At 48.1% G+C, this 18,045-nt stretch carries 12 protein-coding genes, 2 tRNA genes, 3 rRNA genes and 1 other RNA gene; all 18 read right to left on the reverse strand.

The window, feature by feature from the left end; genetic code table 11:
* Positions 1–21: 21 nt before the first annotated feature.
* Positions 22–2,949: ribosomal RNA gene (locus tag QF041_RS20015) — 23S ribosomal RNA — on the reverse strand.
* Between the two features lie 208 nt (positions 2,950–3,157).
* Positions 3,158–3,233 (reverse strand) — tRNA-Ala (locus QF041_RS20020).
* 22 nt (positions 3,234–3,255) lie between these two features.
* Positions 3,256–3,332: transfer RNA gene (locus tag QF041_RS20025), tRNA-Ile, on the reverse strand.
* A 36-nt stretch (positions 3,333–3,368) separates the two neighbouring features.
* A 5S ribosomal RNA gene (gene rrf / locus QF041_RS20030) occupies positions 3,369–3,485 on the reverse strand.
* A gap of 106 nt (positions 3,486–3,591) precedes the next feature.
* Positions 3,592–5,144: ribosomal RNA gene (locus QF041_RS20035) — 16S ribosomal RNA — on the reverse strand.
* The 16S, 23S and 5S rRNA genes sit together here with 2 tRNA genes alongside, the layout of an rRNA operon.
* Before the next feature lie 348 nt (positions 5,145–5,492).
* On the reverse strand, positions 5,493–5,762 hold the full coding sequence (locus QF041_RS20040) for a pro-sigmaK processing inhibitor BofA family protein (protein ID WP_036607241.1): 270 nt from the start codon (positions 5,760–5,762) through the stop codon (positions 5,493–5,495).
* 34 nt (positions 5,763–5,796) lie between these two features.
* Entirely contained in the window at positions 5,797–6,024 is a 228-nt protein-coding gene (locus tag QF041_RS20045) for a DUF2508 family protein (protein ID WP_051447031.1), read from the reverse strand.
* Between the two features lie 233 nt (positions 6,025–6,257).
* Positions 6,258–6,857 carry a recombination mediator RecR gene (gene recR, locus QF041_RS20050; RefSeq protein WP_036607246.1) on the reverse strand — a complete coding sequence of 200 codons (600 nt, stop codon included), beginning with the start codon at positions 6,855–6,857 and terminating at the stop codon, positions 6,258–6,260.
* A gap of 36 nt (positions 6,858–6,893) precedes the next feature.
* The gene (locus tag QF041_RS20055) at positions 6,894–7,205 is read right to left on the reverse strand and encodes a YbaB/EbfC family nucleoid-associated protein (RefSeq protein ID WP_036607248.1); all 312 of its coding nucleotides are present in this window, start codon (positions 7,203–7,205) and stop codon (positions 6,894–6,896) included.
* Positions 7,206–7,246: 41 nt separating this feature from the next.
* The gene (gene dnaX / locus QF041_RS20060) at positions 7,247–8,992 is read right to left on the reverse strand and encodes a DNA polymerase III subunit gamma/tau (protein WP_307415435.1); all 1,746 of its coding nucleotides are present in this window, start codon (positions 8,990–8,992) and stop codon (positions 7,247–7,249) included.
* Between the two features lie 172 nt (positions 8,993–9,164).
* Positions 9,165–9,432, reverse strand: an RNA gene (gene ffs, locus QF041_RS20065) — signal recognition particle sRNA large type.
* A gap of 146 nt (positions 9,433–9,578) precedes the next feature.
* Positions 9,579–9,776, reverse strand: a complete 198-nt coding sequence (gene rpmE / locus QF041_RS20070; RefSeq protein ID WP_036607255.1) for a 50S ribosomal protein L31 — start codon at positions 9,774–9,776, stop codon at positions 9,579–9,581.
* A gap of 102 nt (positions 9,777–9,878) precedes the next feature.
* The gene (locus tag QF041_RS20075) at positions 9,879–11,153 is read right to left on the reverse strand and encodes a radical SAM family protein (protein WP_091039190.1); all 1,275 of its coding nucleotides are present in this window, start codon (positions 11,151–11,153) and stop codon (positions 9,879–9,881) included.
* A 97-nt stretch (positions 11,154–11,250) separates the two neighbouring features.
* On the reverse strand, positions 11,251–12,576 hold the full coding sequence (gene rho, locus QF041_RS20080) for a transcription termination factor Rho (protein ID WP_036607258.1): 1,326 nt from the start codon (positions 12,574–12,576) through the stop codon (positions 11,251–11,253).
* Between the two features lie 465 nt (positions 12,577–13,041).
* The gene (locus QF041_RS20085) at positions 13,042–14,295 is read right to left on the reverse strand and encodes a UDP-N-acetylglucosamine 1-carboxyvinyltransferase (protein ID WP_036607261.1); all 1,254 of its coding nucleotides are present in this window, start codon (positions 14,293–14,295) and stop codon (positions 13,042–13,044) included.
* 147 nt (positions 14,296–14,442) lie between these two features.
* A complete protein-coding gene (gene fba / locus QF041_RS20090; protein WP_036607263.1) occupies positions 14,443–15,297 on the reverse strand; it encodes a class II fructose-1,6-bisphosphate aldolase in 855 nt (284 codons plus the stop codon).
* Positions 15,298–15,557: 260 nt separating this feature from the next.
* Positions 15,558–15,944, reverse strand: a complete 387-nt coding sequence (locus QF041_RS20095; protein WP_017691292.1) for a response regulator — start codon at positions 15,942–15,944, stop codon at positions 15,558–15,560.
* Between the two features lie 230 nt (positions 15,945–16,174).
* The gene (locus QF041_RS20100) at positions 16,175–17,779 is read right to left on the reverse strand and encodes a CTP synthase (protein WP_076217010.1); all 1,605 of its coding nucleotides are present in this window, start codon (positions 17,777–17,779) and stop codon (positions 16,175–16,177) included.
* Positions 17,780–18,045: the final 266 nt, after the last annotated feature.

Here is an 18,045-nt window from a genome sequence, read left to right on the forward strand (position 1 = left end):
CATGCGAATTATCACTTGCTATTGGATAAGCCCTCGACCGATTAGTACTGGTCAGCTCCATGCATTGCTGCACTTCCACCCCCAGCCTATCTACCTCGTCGTCTTCAAGGGGTCTTACATACTGGGAAATCTCATCTTGAGGGGGGCTTCACGCTTAGATGCTTTCAGCGTTTATCCCGTCCGTACATAGCTACCCAGCGGTGCTCCTGGCGGAACAACTGGTACACCAGCGGTACGTCCATCCCGGTCCTCTCGTACTAAGGACAGCTCCTCTCAAATTTCCTACGCCCACGACAGATAGGGACCGAACTGTCTCACGACGTTCTGAACCCAGCTCGCGTACCGCTTTAATGGGCGAACAGCCCAACCCTTGGGACCTACTTCAGCCCCAGGATGCGATGAGCCGACATCGAGGTGCCAAACCTCCCCGTCGATGTGGACTCTTGGGGGAGATAAGCCTGTTATCCCCAGGGTAGCTTTTATCCGTTGAGCGATGGCCCTTCCATGCGGTACCACCGGATCACTAAGCCCGACTTTCGTCCCTGCTCGACTTGTAGGTCTCGCAGTCAAGCTCCCTTATGCCTTTGCACTCTTCGAATGATTTCCAACCATTCTGAGGGAACCTTTGGGCGCCTCCGTTACTCTTTAGGAGGCGACCGCCCCAGTCAAACTGCCCACCTGACACTGTCCCCGCACCGGATTACGGTACCAGGTTAGAATCTAGATACGATCAGGGTGGTATCCCAACGTTGCCTCCACGCAAGCTGGCGCTCACGCTTCAAAGGCTCCCACCTATCCTGTACAGATCGTACCCAAATTCAATATCAAGCTGCAGTAAAGCTCCATGGGGTCTTTCCGTCTTGTCGCGGGTAACCTGCATCTTCACAGGTATTAAAATTTCACCGGATCTCTCGTTGAGACAGCGCCCAAGTCGTTACGCCATTCGTGCGGGTCAGAATTTACCTGACAAGGAATTTCGCTACCTTAGGACCGTTATAGTTACGGCCGCCGTTTACTGGGGCTTCGGTTCACAGCTTCGGGATTACTCCCTAACCACTCCCCTTAACCTTCCAGCACCGGGCAGGCGTCAGCCCGTATACTTCGCCTTACGGCTTCGCACAGACCTGTGTTTTTGCTAAACAGTCGCTTGGGCCTTTTCACTGCGGCCCCCTCGTGCTATTCACACTACCGGGGCACCCCTTCTCCCGAAGTTACGGGGTCATTTTGCCGAGTTCCTTAACGAGAGTTCTTCCGCGCGCCTTAGAATACTCTTCTCGCCTACCTGTGTCGGTTTGCGGTACGGGCACCATCACCTGGCTAGAGGCTTTTCTTGGCAGTGTGAGATCATGACCTTCGCTACTATAATTTTCGCTCCCCATCACAGCTCAGCCTTACAATGTGCGGATTTGCCTACACATCAGCCTTACTGCTTAGACGGACATCCATCAGTCCGCGTCACTACCCTACTGCGTCCCCCCATTGCTCATAACGGCTTACGGTGGTACAGGAATTTCGACCTGTTGTCCTTCGACTACGCCTTTCGGCCTCGCCTTAGGTCCCGACTTACCCTGAGCGGACGAGCCTTCCTCAGGAACCCTTAGGCTTTCGGCGGATCAGATTCTCACTGATCTTTTCGTTACTCATACCGGCATTCTCACTTGTATAATGTCCAGCGCTCCTTACGGTACACCTTCAACCCTTATACAACGCTCCCCTACCCCTGATGCAAAGCATCAAGCCATAGCTTCGGTGGTGTGTTTAGCCCCGTTACATTTTCGGCGCAGAGTCACTCGACCAGTGAGCTATTACGCACTCTTTCAATGGTGGCTGCTTCTAAGCCAACATCCTGGTTGTCTGTGCAACTCCACATCCTTTCCCACTTAACACACACTTGGGGACCTTAGCTGATGGTCTGGGCTGTTTCCCTTTTGACAATGGATCTTAGCACTCACTGTCTGACTCCCGGAAGTAAGTCTATGGCATTCGGAGTTTGACTGAGCTTGGTAACCCTTGCGGGCCCCGCACCCAATCAGTGCTCTACCTCCACGACTCTGTTTTCCGAGGCTAGCCCTAAAGCTATTTCGGGGAGAACCAGCTATCTCCGAGTTCGATTGGAATTTCTCCGCTACCCCCACCTCATCCCCGCATTTTTCAACATGCGTGGGTTCGGGCCTCCAGTGCGTGTTACCGCACCTTCACCCTGGACAGGGGTAGATCACCCGGTTTCGGGTCTACGTCCACGTACTATGTCGCCCTATTCAGACTCGCTTTCGCTGCGGCTCCGGCTCTTCACCTTAACCTTGCACGGGAACGTAACTCGCCGGTTCATTCTACAAAAGGCACGCCATCACCCCTAAAACGGGCTCTGACTTTTTGTAAGCACACGGTTTCAGGTTCTATTTCACTCCCCTTCCGGGGTGCTTTTCACCTTTCCCTCACGGTACTGCTTCACTATCGGTCGCTAGGAAGTATTTAGCCTTGGCAGATGGTCCTGCCGGATTCATACGGGGTTTCACGTGCCCCGCACTACTCGGGATCCGTCTCGGAGGGAACAGACTTTCAACTACAGGGCTTTTACCTTCTTTGGCGGGCCTTTCCAGACCTCTTCGCTTAACCGGTTCCTTTGTAACTCCATGTGAGACGTCCCACAACCCCAAAGAGCAAGCTCTCTGGTTTGGGCTTCTCCGCGTTCGCTCGCCGCTACTGACGGAATCACTATTGTTTTCTCTTCCTCAGGGTACTTAGATGTTTCAGTTCCCCTGGTATGCCTCTGCATAACCTATGTATTCAGTTATGAGTAACTGGAAATTACCCCAGCTGGGTTTCCCCATTCGGACACCCCCGGATCAAAGCTTGCTTACAGCTCCCCGAGGCAGTTTCGTTGTTCGCCACGTCCTTCATCGGCTCCTAGCGCCTAGGCATCCTCCGTGTGCTCTTAGTAGCTTAACCTCGTGCTCCGGTTTCGGTCGCTCGCTTCCCTTGGTTTGGACTACGTCCAAATCCAAAAGTCGCTCTCACCCGATACCATCACAAAAGCAATTTAACTACCTTTATACACTTGACTTGTTTACACAAGTTCAGCTTAAAGGAATGTTCTAATTCGCGTTTGTTTCGTTTCGATATCTAGTTTTCAAAGAACAAACTTGTAAAGCATTTTTGGTGGAGCCAAGCGGGATCGAACCGCTGACCTCCTGCTTGCAAGGCAGGCGCTCTCCCAGCTGAGCTATGGCCCCATATAAAGTTTAAAGGTATAGATGGTGGGCCCTGGTGGACTCGAACCACCGGCCTCACCCTTATCAGAGGTGCGCTCTAACCAACTGAGCTAAGGGCCCACATTACATATACTATTTGAACCCAAAATGGGTTACGCTTGGCGGCGTTCTACTCTCCCAGGACCCTGCGGTCCAAGTACCATTGACGCTGAAGGGCTTAACGGTCGTGTTCGGGATGGGAACGTGTGGAACCCCTTCGCTATCGCCACCAAACGTTTGAGAGTTTGAGCTCTCAAAACTGAGCAACGAGTGAGTAACTAGCCGACCTGGCTAGATTTTATATTTGAATGTTTCCGTTGCAGGAAACGATTCTCCATAGAAAGGAGGTGATCCAGCCGCACCTTCCGATACGGCTACCTTGTTACGACTTCACCCCAATCATCTATCCCACCTTCGGCGGCTGGCTCCTTGCGGTTACCCCACCGACTTCGGGTGTTATAAACTCTCGTGGTGTGACGGGCGGTGTGTACAAGACCCGGGAACGTATTCACCGCGGCATGCTGATCCGCGATTACTAGCAATTCCGACTTCATGCAGGCGAGTTGCAGCCTGCAATCCGAACTGAGACCGGCTTTGTTGGGATTGGCTCCATCTCGCGATTTCGCAGCCCGTTGTACCGGCCATTGTAGTACGTGTGTAGCCCAGGTCATAAGGGGCATGATGATTTGACGTCATCCCCACCTTCCTCCGGTTTGTCACCGGCAGTCTATCTAGAGTGCCCATCCGAAATGCTGGCAACTAAATATAAGGGTTGCGCTCGTTGCGGGACTTAACCCAACATCTCACGACACGAGCTGACGACAACCATGCACCACCTGTCTTGAATGTTCCGAAGAAAAGGTACATCTCTGCACCGGTCATTCAGATGTCAAGACCTGGTAAGGTTCTTCGCGTTGCTTCGAATTAAACCACATACTCCACTGCTTGTGCGGGTCCCCGTCAATTCCTTTGAGTTTCAGTCTTGCGACCGTACTCCCCAGGCGGAGTGCTTAATGTGTTAACTTCGGCACCAAGGGTATCGAAACCCCTAACACCTAGCACTCATCGTTTACGGCGTGGACTACCAGGGTATCTAATCCTGTTTGCTCCCCACGCTTTCGCGCCTCAGCGTCAGTTACAGCCCAGAGAGTCGCCTTCGCCACTGGTGTTCCTCCACATATCTACGCATTTCACCGCTACACGTGGAATTCCACTCTCCTCTTCTGCACTCAAGTCACCCAGTTTCCAGTGCGATCCGGGGTTGAGCCCCGGGATTAAACACCAGACTTAAATGACCGCCTGCGCGCGCTTTACGCCCAATAATTCCGGACAACGCTTGCCCCCTACGTATTACCGCGGCTGCTGGCACGTAGTTAGCCGGGGCTTTCTTCTCAGGTACCGTCACCTTGAGAGCAGTTACTCTCCCAAGCGTTCTTCCCTGGCAACAGAGCTTTACGATCCGAAAACCTTCATCACTCACGCGGCATTGCTCCGTCAGGCTTTCGCCCATTGCGGAAGATTCCCTACTGCTGCCTCCCGTAGGAGTCTGGGCCGTGTCTCAGTCCCAGTGTGGCCGATCACCCTCTCAGGTCGGCTACGCATCGTCGCCTTGGTGAGCCGTTACCTCACCAACAAGCTAATGCGCCGCAGGCCCATCCCCAAGTGACAGATCGCTCCGTCTTTCCAGTTTCCTTCAGGCGAAGAAAACAACTATTCGGTATTAGCTACCGTTTCCGGTAGTTGTCCCAAACTTGAGGGCAGGTTGCCTACGTGTTACTCACCCGTCCGCCGCTAACCATCAGAGAAGCAAGCTTCTCTTCAAGTCCGCTCGACTTGCATGTATTAGGCATGCCGCCAGCGTTCGTCCTGAGCCAGGATCAAACTCTCCAATAAAGTATTGAAAAGAGCGATAAGCTCATTTTGAATCTGACGAGATTAAAAATCTCATTTGTGCTCCAGCCGATTCAAGCCAAGGCTTGTTTCCAACTTTCGCGTTCATTCTGCAAGCAGAATGTTTACTCACTCGTTGTTCAGTTTTCAAAGATCAAACTTGTTTTTTCGTCACCATTTTCTCTCAGCGGCGACTTTTATAATATATCATACTTCGTTTGTTTTGGTCAAGTGTTTTTTTGAAATTCTTTTTCGAAGTTCGTAATGAACTCCTTCATTTCATCTAAAGCATCTAACCAAGCAAGCAAAGCAACGAGATATAATGTACCATATAAATATCCTGCGAGTCAACTATCCGAACAAAGAAATTTTCAGCCCTAATAGTAACCCCACACCTGGCAATCCCAAAACAGTTACAGTCCCTATCGTTGCAGGGTTCAGCGGGATGTAGGTTCCTGTAATCCAGCCGGAATAATTCACGATATATATCCCTACTGCAGCCAGCACCAGATGAATTCCAAATGACGTGAAAAACGATAACCCTATCCGCTTTCTGAATAAAATAACGATAAGCCCCAGTAACGATATAACCAATACACTTCCCAGTATGATACTCTTCATATGTTACACCTCCGTGTTTAATGTAAACGTGACTCTACATACTAACCCCTCGCTGTGATGTAACATCATCATTAGCTCTGGCTCGCTTTGCTCTTCTCAAGTGGATCTGGTACTTCCGCTCAGCTGCCTCCAATACATAAATGGCATAATCAATCTCATCCTGCCCCTGTGCATCTTCAAACTGTCTCATAGCCCGTTCCCATTCCTGCTTAGCCATCTGAATATCTGCATAGATCTGATCCGCCTCAAGTTCCTTCAACATTCTGTTGTGTTTCTCTACCGAGTTCCGTGTATTTCGCCACAAAAACATAAACTCTCCCCCTCCTGATCAGCACAGCATATTCTCATACTTATCAGGGAAAGGACAAACTTAGAACTCAGGCACTCATTTTCTTCACAAAAAAAAGAGAGCCCTAAGGCTCTCTTTGCACATCGAAACTTATTTAGCATCCGAAGTTTCCAAGGAAGTTCGCTGCGTAATACAAATTGATCACACTAACGCATCTCCCTGCGCCCTTCCAACGCTTTGGAAAGGGTCACTTCATCCGCATACTCAAGATCGCCGCCTACAGGCAATCCATGCGCAATCCGGGTCACACTGATCTCAAACGGACGCACCAAGCGGGAGATATACATCGCTGTAGCCTCACCCTCAATGTTGGGGTTCGTTGCCAAGATGATCTCTTTTATACGTTCATCACTTAATCGAACTAGGAGTTCCTTCAAACGAATATCGTCTGGGCCAATTCCCTCCATAGGTGAAATCGCGCCCTGTAACACATGATAGTACCCATCGAATTCCTTGGTGCGCTCCATGGCCACCAGATCTTTCGAATCCTGAACTACACAGATTACAGAGACATCCCTGGACTTATCCTGACAGATGCGACACGGGTCCGTATCAGTGATATTACAACATACAGAACAGTAATGAAGATTACGCTTCACACTTACGAGCGCTTTGGCAAAATCGATAACGTCATCTTCCTTCATGTTAAGCACATGAAAAGCTAAACGCGCTGCCGTCTTGGGACCTACACCCGGCAACCGGGTGAAGGCATCAATCAGCTTGGCTATTGGTTCGGGATAATACAATCGATTGTGTCTCCTTTGACAGGATCAATTTTTTAATTAAAATAATCCCGGAATATTCATGCCGCCTGTGAACTTGCCCATATCCTTGTTGGCAATCTCATCAGCTTTGGCCATTGCGTCATTAACAGCTGTCATAACGAGATCCTGCAACATTTCAACATCTTCCGGATCTACCGCCTCAGGTTTGATCGTGATAGCAAGCAATTTCTTGTGTCCGTTAACTTCAGCCGTCACTACACCGCCACCAGAAGTACCTTGGACTGTTTTGTCCGCCAGTTCCTCTTGTGCTTTCAGCATTTGCTCCTGCATTTTCTTCACTTGTTTCATCATTTGGTTCATGTTGTTCATAATTGTTCATCTCCTTTGTTATGGTTATCGCGCTATGCGCATTATTCTTTGATCACTACAAGGTCCTCACCAAAGAGCTGGATGGCTTCATCAATCCAAGGCTGCTTGTTGCCTGAACCGCCGTCTTCATGCTCAGGTTCAAGCTTAAAGTCCTCCTTTGGCGCTTCAGAAGCTCCCTCCATTGCTCCGGTCCAATCTTTGAGCATCATCGTCACCAATCGTGCAGGACGCCCAAGCTGTTCGGACAACACCCGCTCAATGACTTCACGGTTAGCCTGCTTCTCCGTTGTTTCACGGTGAATGTTGTTTTTAAAAGCAACCAACACATTGTCCTCAAGCAATGATACCGGCTCACCATCCACAAACCAGGCGTGAACGGTAACCCGCTCTTCCTTCACTCGTTGCAGGATCTGACTCCATTTTTTGCTGATCTCTGCGAACTCAGGGGCTCCCTTGCGCGCAACATACTGATCCAACTGTGCAGGAAGCTTCGCAGGCGAGTTGCCTCTCGATACAGGGGCCCTTGTTGCCGGACGAGATGGAGCACTCGATGCACCTTCTCCACCAGACAAACCACTTTTCAGTGCACGATCCAACTTCTGCTCCAACTCAGCAAGCTGCTGCTTCAAGCGGTTGATCTCTCCCCCATCGGCAGGTGCTGCATGAGCTGAAGCTCCCACCTGAACAGAAGCCTCACCTTGAGCTGGAATACTACACAGTTTAAGCAATGCAACTTCGAATAATGTCTGTGGTTGTACTGCATATTTCATTTCACTCTGGTACCGATTAAGGGTGTCTATCATGTGGAACAGTTGTTCCCTGGTGAATGACTCCGCCATATCACGGAAAGATTCCGGATTAAGTACCCGGTCCGTCAGTTTATCTGCATTAGGTACCATCTTAATCATAAGCAAATCACGGAAATAATACAGCAAATTCTCCATACACTTGTCTGCACTCTTTCCTTCATGCATGAAACCTTCAATCATCTGCAAAATATGACCAACATCACCTTTGAGCAGCGAAGCAGCCAGTTTGGCAAATTGCTCTGAAGCAATTCCACCCGTCATGTCCATAACCTGCTGGTACGTTACTCGTCCATCCGTAAATGAAGAGATCTGATCCAGCACACTAAGCGCATCCCTCATTCCACCGTCCGATAAACGGGCAATGTATTGGAGCGCATCCTGGTCAGCTTCCATGCCTTCCTGTTCACAGATCAGTGTAAGTCTTGCTGTCTGTTCTTCCAGGGATACCCGGCGAAAATCAAATCGCTGACAGCGCGATATAATGGTAGCCGGAAGGCGGTGTGGTTCCGTTGTTGCCAAAATAAACATCACATGTGGTGGTGGCTCTTCCAATGTTTTGAGCAAAGCATTGAATGCCTCCGTTGTCAGCATGTGCACTTCATCAATAATATAGACTTTCTGCCGGACTTCGGTTGGCGCATATTTAACCTTTTCCCGAAGATCACGGATTTCCTCAACGCCCCGATTGGATGCAGCGTCAATCTCCTGCACATCCATCACAGCGCCAGTCGTAATTCTGCGGCAAGCTTCACACTCGTTACAAGGTTCAGGCGCAGGCCCACGTTCGCAGTTCACAGCTTTGGCCAAAATCTTGGCGGCACTTGTCTTTCCCGTTCCTCTGGGCCCGCTAAATAAGTAGGCATGGGAAGTCCGCTGTTCACGAATCGCGTTCTGCAAGGTCTGAATAATATGCTGTTGCCCCACCATATCTTGAAACGACTGGGGACGCCAAGCCCGGTATAACGCGATATGCTCCATGATGCGTTACCTTCCTTCCACTTCGCATTCGAGTCCTTTGTCGTTCCCCTATTATACTATATTCTAGGGTGAATCCAAACTTTATCTGACTCATTCATGCGGTTTATTAAGACATATCAAAAAGACCTCTGCATACATACTACTGCAAAGGTCTCTACATTTAAAAGGTAAGCCGTGCACCTGCTATCGATATTTGCGATCCAAGTGGCACCCCTGAACAATAGCTCGGGCTAGGCAACCCTCCGGCACAAGAGTGATCTCACTTATGGCTGCTTCCTTCCGGACCTGACCAGGTTCATGAGTACTCATTGCGGAGGACCCAACCGTCAACACCACGTTTAGGGACCAAACCTCACATCGGCAAAACCTCTAGCAGGAATTCAACCTCGCTATAGCGGATTGCGAGTTACAGGGCACCGCTACCTCCCCATCTAGCACGGTAAGAAATAGTATAACGTAAGGTTATCCAAATTGCAACCAGAGGAACGCGAATGCGACTTTGCTTACATATAACATATAAAAACCCCTGCCAGATCAGCAGGGGTGTGTTGGATGCAATTAGCAGACAACTCCAAGAATTGTCCAATTAAATTCCGTATTTCTTTTTGAAACGATCAACACGGCCGCCAGCATCGATAAACTTCTGTTTACCTGTGAAGAACGGGTGGCACGCGGAGCAAATCTCTACACGAAGTCCGTCTTTAACCGAACCTGTCTCAAAAGTATTCCCGCAAGCGCAAGATACTTGACCAATCGTGTAATTAGGATGAATTGCTTCTTTCATTACCTTTCACCTCTTTCCGCCCTGAGCCTCAAGCGGACCCAGAGTAAATGGCACAACCCTGAGATTATAACACGGCCTTGTGCCTGTTGCAATCCATTATTGTTAAGAGGTAATCAACCGTTTTGGACGTGCCATTCCAGCTGGTGGAACATGGGTGTACGATCCGATCACAACATCAGGCAACTCGTCTTCAAAAATCTCAATCATCTGCTTCATACCCAAGATATCACCTTGAGCAGGAGGAATTAATTCCAGATAGCTCTCCGGATCAATATTGAGATTACGCATCTGAATCAAGCGTAGATCGGTTCTTCTCGCAAACTCAATCATCGCCTCAATCTCTTCTTCACGATCTGTTACGCCTGGGAAGATCAGATAGTTAATGGACGTATATACACCCTGCTGCGCTGCGTATTTCATTGATTTCTCAACATTGGCTAAGGTATAACCACGCGGTTTATAGTAGGCGTTATAGTGGTCATCCAGTGCACTAATTGTACTTACGCGCATCAGATCCAATCCAGCATCTACAATACCTCTAATGTGGTCATTCAGACCAGCATTGGTATTAATGTTGATATACCCCATGTCCGTTACGGAACGCACTTCGCGAATCGCTTCAATAATCAGCTTGGCCTGCGTGGAAGGCTCCCCTTCACAACCTTGTCCAAAACTAATGATGGACTCCGGCGTCTTCAGGTGTTCCAGCATAACCTCCACAATCTCATCCACACGTGGTCGGAAGTTCATACGTGTCTGCGGGGAAACAAAGCCGCTATCATCCGGTTGCTCGGAGATACACCCGAAACAGCCCGCATTGCATGAATAGGATACCGGCACTCCACCTTCCCAACGATTCAGGAACGTGTTCGATGAAGTTAGGCATTCATATCCAAGCGCACAGTTGGATAGATGGGTGTAGAGACGGTTCTCGGGGTATTGCTCTGTCAATCGTTTAACCCCGGAACGCACATCGTCACGATCACAGTTGAGCGGATTCCATTGGTCAGGACTATCTGACTTCGCAGCCGTGACATAGAAACCGCCATCTTTCCAAACTACTGCGGAATAGCCGAATAACGGCAATTTATACTCTTTATCCGTCTTCACATAACCAGGGAGACACAAACGAGTGAATCCCTGTGGAAGCAAAGCACCTACAGCCTGTGTGTCCGTTGGCATTGGAAGCATCTCACCTGTGTCCGGGTCCATACCAATCGGCCGGGTACTCGGGAGTCCAACCAACGTTGCACCCTCTGGCAAAGGGATGAGTTCGTCTTCCATAATCTCAACGATCATATCTCCACTGCGGGCAAGCCCGTACAGGGAAGGATGATCAAATACATTACCTTTTTCATCTGCGTATACTAAATACATGATGTTCTCCTCACATCTAATGGGTTAAACCTAACGACGAGTGTATTGTAACATTCACAGCAATGCTGCAAAAAGAAAGTGATTAGTCGAACGACACTTACGTCGATGTACCTGACGTTGCTGTCTGTCTAGGTGAGCGACGGGTTGTTGTTGTACCCGAATTGCTTGTCGGGCTATTACCAGCCGAATCAAATGCCGCCAAAAACTCTGCATTTGTCTTGCTGTTACGAAGTTTTTTCAGGAATCCTTCTACAAAGTCATGGGAATCATTCATGTTTTTACGAATTGCCCAGATTGTATCCAACTCTTCCTTGCTGAGCAACACTTCTTCACGACGTGTACCCGAACGACGAATATCGATCGCCGGGAATATGCGGCGCTCTGCCAGACGACGGTCCAGATGGAGCTCCATGTTACCTGTACCCTTAAACTCTTCATAAATGACGTCATCCATACGTGATCCGGTATCAATTAATGCCGTTGCCAGGATCGTCAAGCTTCCGCCTTCCTCCACATTCCGGGCAGAACCGAAGAAACGTTTCGGACGATGGAATGCAGCTGGGTCAATACCACCACTAAGCGTACGACCGGATGGTGGAATAACCAGGTTATATGCACGGGCAAGACGTGTAATGCTATCCAGCAGGATAACGACATCCTTTTTAGCCTCAACCAAACGAAGCGCACGTTCAAGCACCAATTCCGCCACCTTGATATGATTCTCAGGCAGTTCATCAAATGTTGAAGCCACAACTTCCCCTTTTACCGAACGCGACATATCCGTTACTTCCTCTGGACGTTCGTCAATCAACAGGACAAACAGTTCAATTTCAGGATTGTTAGTTGAGATGCTGTTGGCAATTTCTTTGAGGAGAAGCGTTTTACCCGCTTTGGGAGGTGCTACGATCAATCCGCGCTGTCCCAATCCTACCGGGGCGAGCACATCCATAATTCGTGTGGACAAATGGTTGGGGGATGTTTCGAGAACCAGTTTTTTCTGCGGATACAGTGGGGTTAGTGCCGGGAAGTGAAGTCGCTCTGCAGCCGCCGATGGATTCTCACCATTTACAGCGTTGACTTGCAACAAACCGAAGTATCTCTCGTTTTCCTTAGGCGTTCTACACTTACCTGATACGAGGTCACCTGTTCTTAGGTCAAACTTGCGAATCTGAGAAGCTGAGATGTAGATGTCTTCTGTACTTGGCAAGTAGTTAATCGGCCGAAGAAATCCGTAACCTTCAGGTAAAATCTCGAGTACGCCTTGCATGAACATCAGGCCGCTCTGTTCAGCTTGTGCGCGTAGTATAGCAAAGATTAATTCTTTCTTTTTTAACGTACCATAGTAAGGTATCTGATATTTTTTGGCCAGTTTGTAGAGGTCCGTTAGTTTCATTTCTTCCAAATCGGAAATTTGTAGATCCATATAATAACCACCTATTCAATTAATAAGTCCGTGTGAAATGGATAGTTTCGCTAGATGTTCCGGCTATAGAGAGCGGCGTCTGCCACAATCTCTTCTGTCCATTGTACGGAATGTAACCGTTATAATGCAAATACTTGTCTTTGAGTGTAAGTTTCCGGGTGGGATGGCCAACATTCGGCAAGATCCGCTATTGAGTGAACGATGCATTGAGGCGATCAATCCGGATAGACCGGCTATGGAGCGCAGTTCAAACAAAACCGGGGGTTGGGGATGAGAAATGATGTTCTTACAGCCATATGAAGTTTATTTCAAAAAAAGACCCTCCGGTAAAGGAAACAGAAACATTTCGTCTTATGCCGGAGAGACTGAGAACTCTATTAAAACAGGTTTACCTAATCACCAAAAAGATATGCAGTTCAGTTAAAATAAACATGTGTAAGACTGAATCATGCATAATACTTCCTATTAATCAGTTTCCCGCCATACATCTGCACCGAGCAGGCGCAGATTAGTCACCAGATGATCATAACCGCGGTCGATATATTCGACCCCCGTTACTTCAGTCACACCTTCACTAACGGTGAGACCTGCAATCACCAGCGCTGCTCCAGCGCGAAGATCGGATGCTTTTACTTTGGCCGCATTTAATGCACTGCCTTCAATAATCGCTGACCGTCCTTCTACTCGAATCTTTGCACCCATCCGCACTAACTCAGGCACATGCTTGAATCGATTACTGTATACAAAGTCGCTCAGGACGCTCACACCGGTTGCCTGTGTCAGAACACTGGTCATGGGTGACTGTAGATCCGTTGGGAAACCAGGATATACAAGTGCCTTCACGTCCACATGGTTATAGCTTGGTTTACCAATGACACGTATACTTTCATCCAATTCCTCAATGCCAACACCCATCTCCAGCAGCTTTGCCGTTAAAGCTTCCAGATGTTTGGGAATCACATTGTCAATCAGAACATCCCCGCGCGTCGCCGCTGCAGCGATCATATACGTACCTGCTTGGATACGGTCCGGAATGATGGAATGACGGCAGCCTTTAAGCTCCGAGACCCCTTCAATACGGATCGTTTCGGTACCTGCACCCTTGATGCTGGCACCCATGGAATTCAGAAGTGTTGCTACATCTATAATCTCAGGCTCTTTAGCCGCGTTTTCGATAATTGTAGAGCCTTTGGCACGAGTAGCCGCCAGCATGATATTAATGGTTGCGCCGACACTGCTTACATCAAGATAGATTTTTGCTCCCCGCAGCTCTTTGGCATGCAAATGGATGGAGCCATGTTCGTTCGTTACGGTTGCGCCAAGCGCTTCAAACCCTTTGATATGTTGATCAATTGGACGAGGCTCAAAATTACAGCCCCCTGGTAAACCTATGGTCGCTTCTTTGAAACGCCCTAGCAATGCACCCATCATATAATACGAAGCACGAAGCTTCTTCACGGGACCATTCGGCATAGGAATGGATTTGATGTCAGAAGGGTCAATCTTCATCTGACTGCCTTCCCAAGTCACATGTGCTCCGAGTTCCTCCAAAATTTCTGCATAAACCGCCACGTCACTCAAAAGTGGCAAGTTGTCCAACACGACTTCTGACTCGGCAAGCAATGCTGCAGGAATAAGCGCAATGGCGCTGTTCTTGGCGCCGCTTATAGTTACAGTTCCCTGTAACGGACGTCCGCCACTAATCATCAATTTTTCCATAAAGCTTAATGTCCCCCTACGTGTTTTGCAGCCGATGAACGGCAATACGTGCTGTTGGCTTCCGATGTAGAAATAAGGTGTGAAAATGGAAAGACACCGGCTAGGCGGTGTTTTTCCATTTCACAGTATGGAACTGGTAAAGATAAATTACGCTTTGTTGTTAGAACCAAACTCGCGGATTTTACCTTTAACGGTTTCTTTAATTGCTTCACGGCCTGGTACGATGAATGTACGTGGATCGTAAGCGTCTGGTTTAGCTGCAAGCACTTCACGAACCACTCTTGCAAAAGCAATTTGGTTCTCTGTGTTTACGTTGATTTTGGACGTACCCAGGGAAATGGCTTTGTCGATGTCGTGTTTAGGAATACCTGTACCACCGTGCAATACGAGTGGAACTTGTACCGCGTCACGAACTTCTTCCATTTCTTTGAAGCCCAGGTTGGGCTCGCCATGGTAAGGACCGTGTACGGAACCAAGAGCTGGTGCCAATGTATCGATACCTGTTTCTTTAACGATACGGATACACTCGTTCAAGTCAGCGTACATGATACCGCCGATAACGTCGTCTTCTTGTCCGCCTACAGTACCTACTTCAGCTTCTACAGAAACGCCTTTAGCGTGTGCATATTCAACAACTTTTTTAGTCATTTCGATGTTCTCATCGATAGAGTGGTGGGAACCGTCGATCATTACGGATGTGAACCCAGCGTCGATCGCTTCTTTACACTTGTCGAAGCTTGAACCGTGGTCCAGGTGAATTGCAACTGGAACAGTGATTTTCATGTCGTGAATGAGTCCTTCTACCATTTTAACTACAGTGTAGAAGCCACCAATGTGACGTGCTGCGCCTTCGGATACACCCAAGATTACTGGGGATTTCTCTTCTTCAGCAGCACCAAGAATCGCTTGAGTCCACTCAAGGTTATTGATGTTGTATTGACCAACTGCATATTTTCCTTCAAGTGCTTTGTTCAACATGTCTGTCATAGATACTAATGGCATGGTTTCAATCCTCCTAGGGGTTTGGGTTGTGTCTATGGTTTTTAGCCGAAATCACATACGGGCTTATTATACCACATCCCATGTCAAATACTAAACAAGCATTTGCAAAAATGCTGTGCTTTGCAGCACAGTTTTCATAGACACCGCTTTATAACTTCCCCATTTCCAATATTCCCCGGATGAAGGAGTGAAATACCTCATTTTCCCACCAAGTACCTTCTATGTTCTCCACACGCAAAAAAATCCTGTATCAACAGGATTCAGCTGCATTTATTGGCGGTACCATTGCGAAGTTGCATATTCACAGCCACTCGCATCTCGTCGATATCAAACGGTTTCGTAAAGTGCATGAGCGCTCCGAGATCCGTGGCTTCCTTAATCATGTCCAGTTCACCATAAGCGGTCATCATGATCACCTTGATACCCGGATCAATTTCTTTAATATGCTTCAGGATTTCCAGACCGTCCATTCCAGGAATCTTCATATCGAGCAATACCAGGTCAGGCTTGTCATTATTCACAATCTCCAGAGCAACCTTGCCGTTGGGTGCTTGAAACGTGTTATACCCCTCACTGCTGAACACTTCCATTAACAGGATTCGAATACCATTCTGGTCATCAACAATCAAAACTTTTTTATCTTCCACTCTGTAACCTCCTAGAATTAGGAAAGCATGTACATCTTCGAATCTGGATAACTATCCCATAGTCGTCATGATAAGTATTCTACCTCTTCCATTAAAATCCTGCTACCTTCACAAAATGACAAAAAGCATTTCCACCTGCTTTTTACGCAAAAAAAAAGGATGTTCCGGCATCCGCTATGGTTGCCAGGAACATCCCCAATATCTATTACGTTAAACACTAAAACCACGTATTACTTCTGCGCATTCTCCAGAGAAGCTTTTACAAACTCACGGAACAATGGTTGCGGACGGTTCGGACGGGAAGTGAATTCCGGATGGAATTGTACCGCCAGGAACCATGGGTGTCCTGGAAGTTCCACGATCTCAACCAGACGTCCATCCGGGGATGTACCCGAGATAACCAGTCCTGCTTTTTCGATCGTTTCACGGTATTCATTGTTGAACTCATACCGGTGACGGTGTCTCTCATACACCAGCTCGTCATCATAACAAGCCATCGCCAAAGAACCTTCTTGAAGCTTACAAGGATACAGACCCAGACGCATCGTGCCACCCAGATTCTCGATATCTTTTTGCTCAGGCAACAGATCGATCACAGGGAATTCCGTAGCCGGATTAATCTCGGAGCTGTTCGCACCATTCAAACCAACGATGGAACGTGCATACTCAATAACGGAAACCTGCATACCCAGGCAAATACCGAAGAACGGAATTTGTTTCTCACGAGCATAACGGATTGCCGATACTTTACCTTCAATACCACGATCTCCGAATCCACCAGGAACAAGGATACCGCCAATACCATGCAACAGGTCGCCTACATTCTCATCCGTAATATCTTCAGAAGGAACCCAGCGGATTTTCACATCGGCATTGGATGCAAATCCTGCATGAGACAACGACTCAACAACACTCAGGTATGCATCATGCAACGCTACATATTTACCAACAATAGCGATCTCAACTGTATGCTCCAACTTGTTGATCCGGTCAACCAGCCCTTCCCACTCGCTCATATCCGGTGCAGGAGTAGTCAGTTTCAGGTGATTTACCACGATCTCATCCAAGCCTTCTTCACGCAGGTTCAAAGGTACTTGATACAAGGTGTCTGCATCACGACATTCAACCACGGCATTCTCATCAATGTCGCAGAAGAGAGCGATCTTGGCTTTCATGTCTTTAGACAATTCATACTCCGTACGGCATACAATCACATTCGGTTGAATACCGATGCTGCGTAATTCCTTAACACTATGTTGCGTTGGTTTTGTTTTCACTTCACCAGCTGCTTTGATATAAGGAATAAGTGTTACGTGGATGTACATCACATTGTCGCGACCTACATCACTCTTGATTTGACGGATAGCTTCCAGGAAAGGCAAACTCTCAATGTCGCCCACTGTTCCACCAATTTCCGTAATAACCACATCCGAACCCGCTTCACGTCCAGCGCGGAATACACGCTCTTTGATCTCGTTCGTAATGTGTGGAATAACTTGTACCGTTCCGCCCAGATATTCCCCGCGCCGCTCTTTGCTGATGACGGAAGAGTATACTTTACCAGTCGTGACGTTGCTGTTTTTGGAGAGATTGATATCAATAAAACGTTCATAGTGGCCAAGGTCCAGATCCGTTTCCGCGCCATCATCCGTTACAAAAACCTCGCCGTGCTGATAAGGACTCATTGTTCCCGGGTCGATGTTAATATATGGATCAAATTTCTGGATCGTTACCTTAAGCCCTCTGTTTTTCAGCAATCTGCCCAGAGAAGCAGCCGTAATCCCTTTGCCCAGGGAGGACACAACTCCGCCCGTCACGAAAATATACTTTGTCACTGTTATTACCCTCCTAATATAAGTACAGAAATTCAGGCGATATATGGTGTTATCGTAACCTGTTTCCCAGGTAATCATCGTTAAAAAGAGCAATGGCAGAAATTCCCTGCATCTGCGAACTGCTCTTTCTGCGAAGACGGTTTAAATACACGTTGTTCTACAGCAAAAAATGGTGCAAATATTCCGATAGCCTTCATTCCATTTGGTGTTTTTGATATACAAAAACGGGCCACGAAATGTTGGCCGGGAGCATACGGAAAAAATCA

Origin of the sequence: Paenibacillus sp. W2I17, from assembly GCF_030815985.1 — a bacterium.
GTDB lineage: Bacteria > Bacillota > Bacilli > Paenibacillales > Paenibacillaceae > Paenibacillus.

Excerpts from the sequence above, each read along its gene's own strand:
- QF041_RS20040 (WP_036607241.1), bottom strand. The coding sequence starts at position 5,762 with ATGAAGAGTATCATACTGGGAAGTGTATTGGTTATATCGTTACTGGGG.
- QF041_RS20045 (WP_051447031.1), bottom strand. The coding sequence starts at position 6,024 with ATGTTGAAGGAACTTGAGGCGGATCAGATCTATGCAGATATTCAGATG.
- QF041_RS20055 (WP_036607248.1), bottom strand. The coding sequence starts at position 7,205 with ATGAACAACATGAACCAAATGATGAAACAAGTGAAGAAAATGCAGGAG.
- dnaX (WP_307415435.1), bottom strand. The coding sequence starts at position 8,992 with ATGGAGCATATCGCGTTATACCGGGCTTGGCGTCCCCAGTCGTTTCAA.
- rpmE (WP_036607255.1), bottom strand. The coding sequence starts at position 9,776 with ATGAAAGAAGCAATTCATCCTAATTACACGATTGGTCAAGTATCTTGC.
- QF041_RS20075 (WP_091039190.1), bottom strand. The coding sequence starts at position 11,153 with ATGTATTTAGTATACGCAGATGAAAAAGGTAATGTATTTGATCATCCT.
- rho (WP_036607258.1), bottom strand. The coding sequence starts at position 12,576 with ATGGATCTACAAATTTCCGATTTGGAAGAAATGAAACTAACGGACCTC.
- QF041_RS20085 (WP_036607261.1), bottom strand. The coding sequence starts at position 14,295 with ATGGAAAAATTGATGATTAGTGGCGGACGTCCGTTACAGGGAACTGTA.
- fba (WP_036607263.1), bottom strand. The coding sequence starts at position 15,297 with ATGCCATTAGTATCTATGACAGACATGTTGAACAAAGCACTTGAAGGA.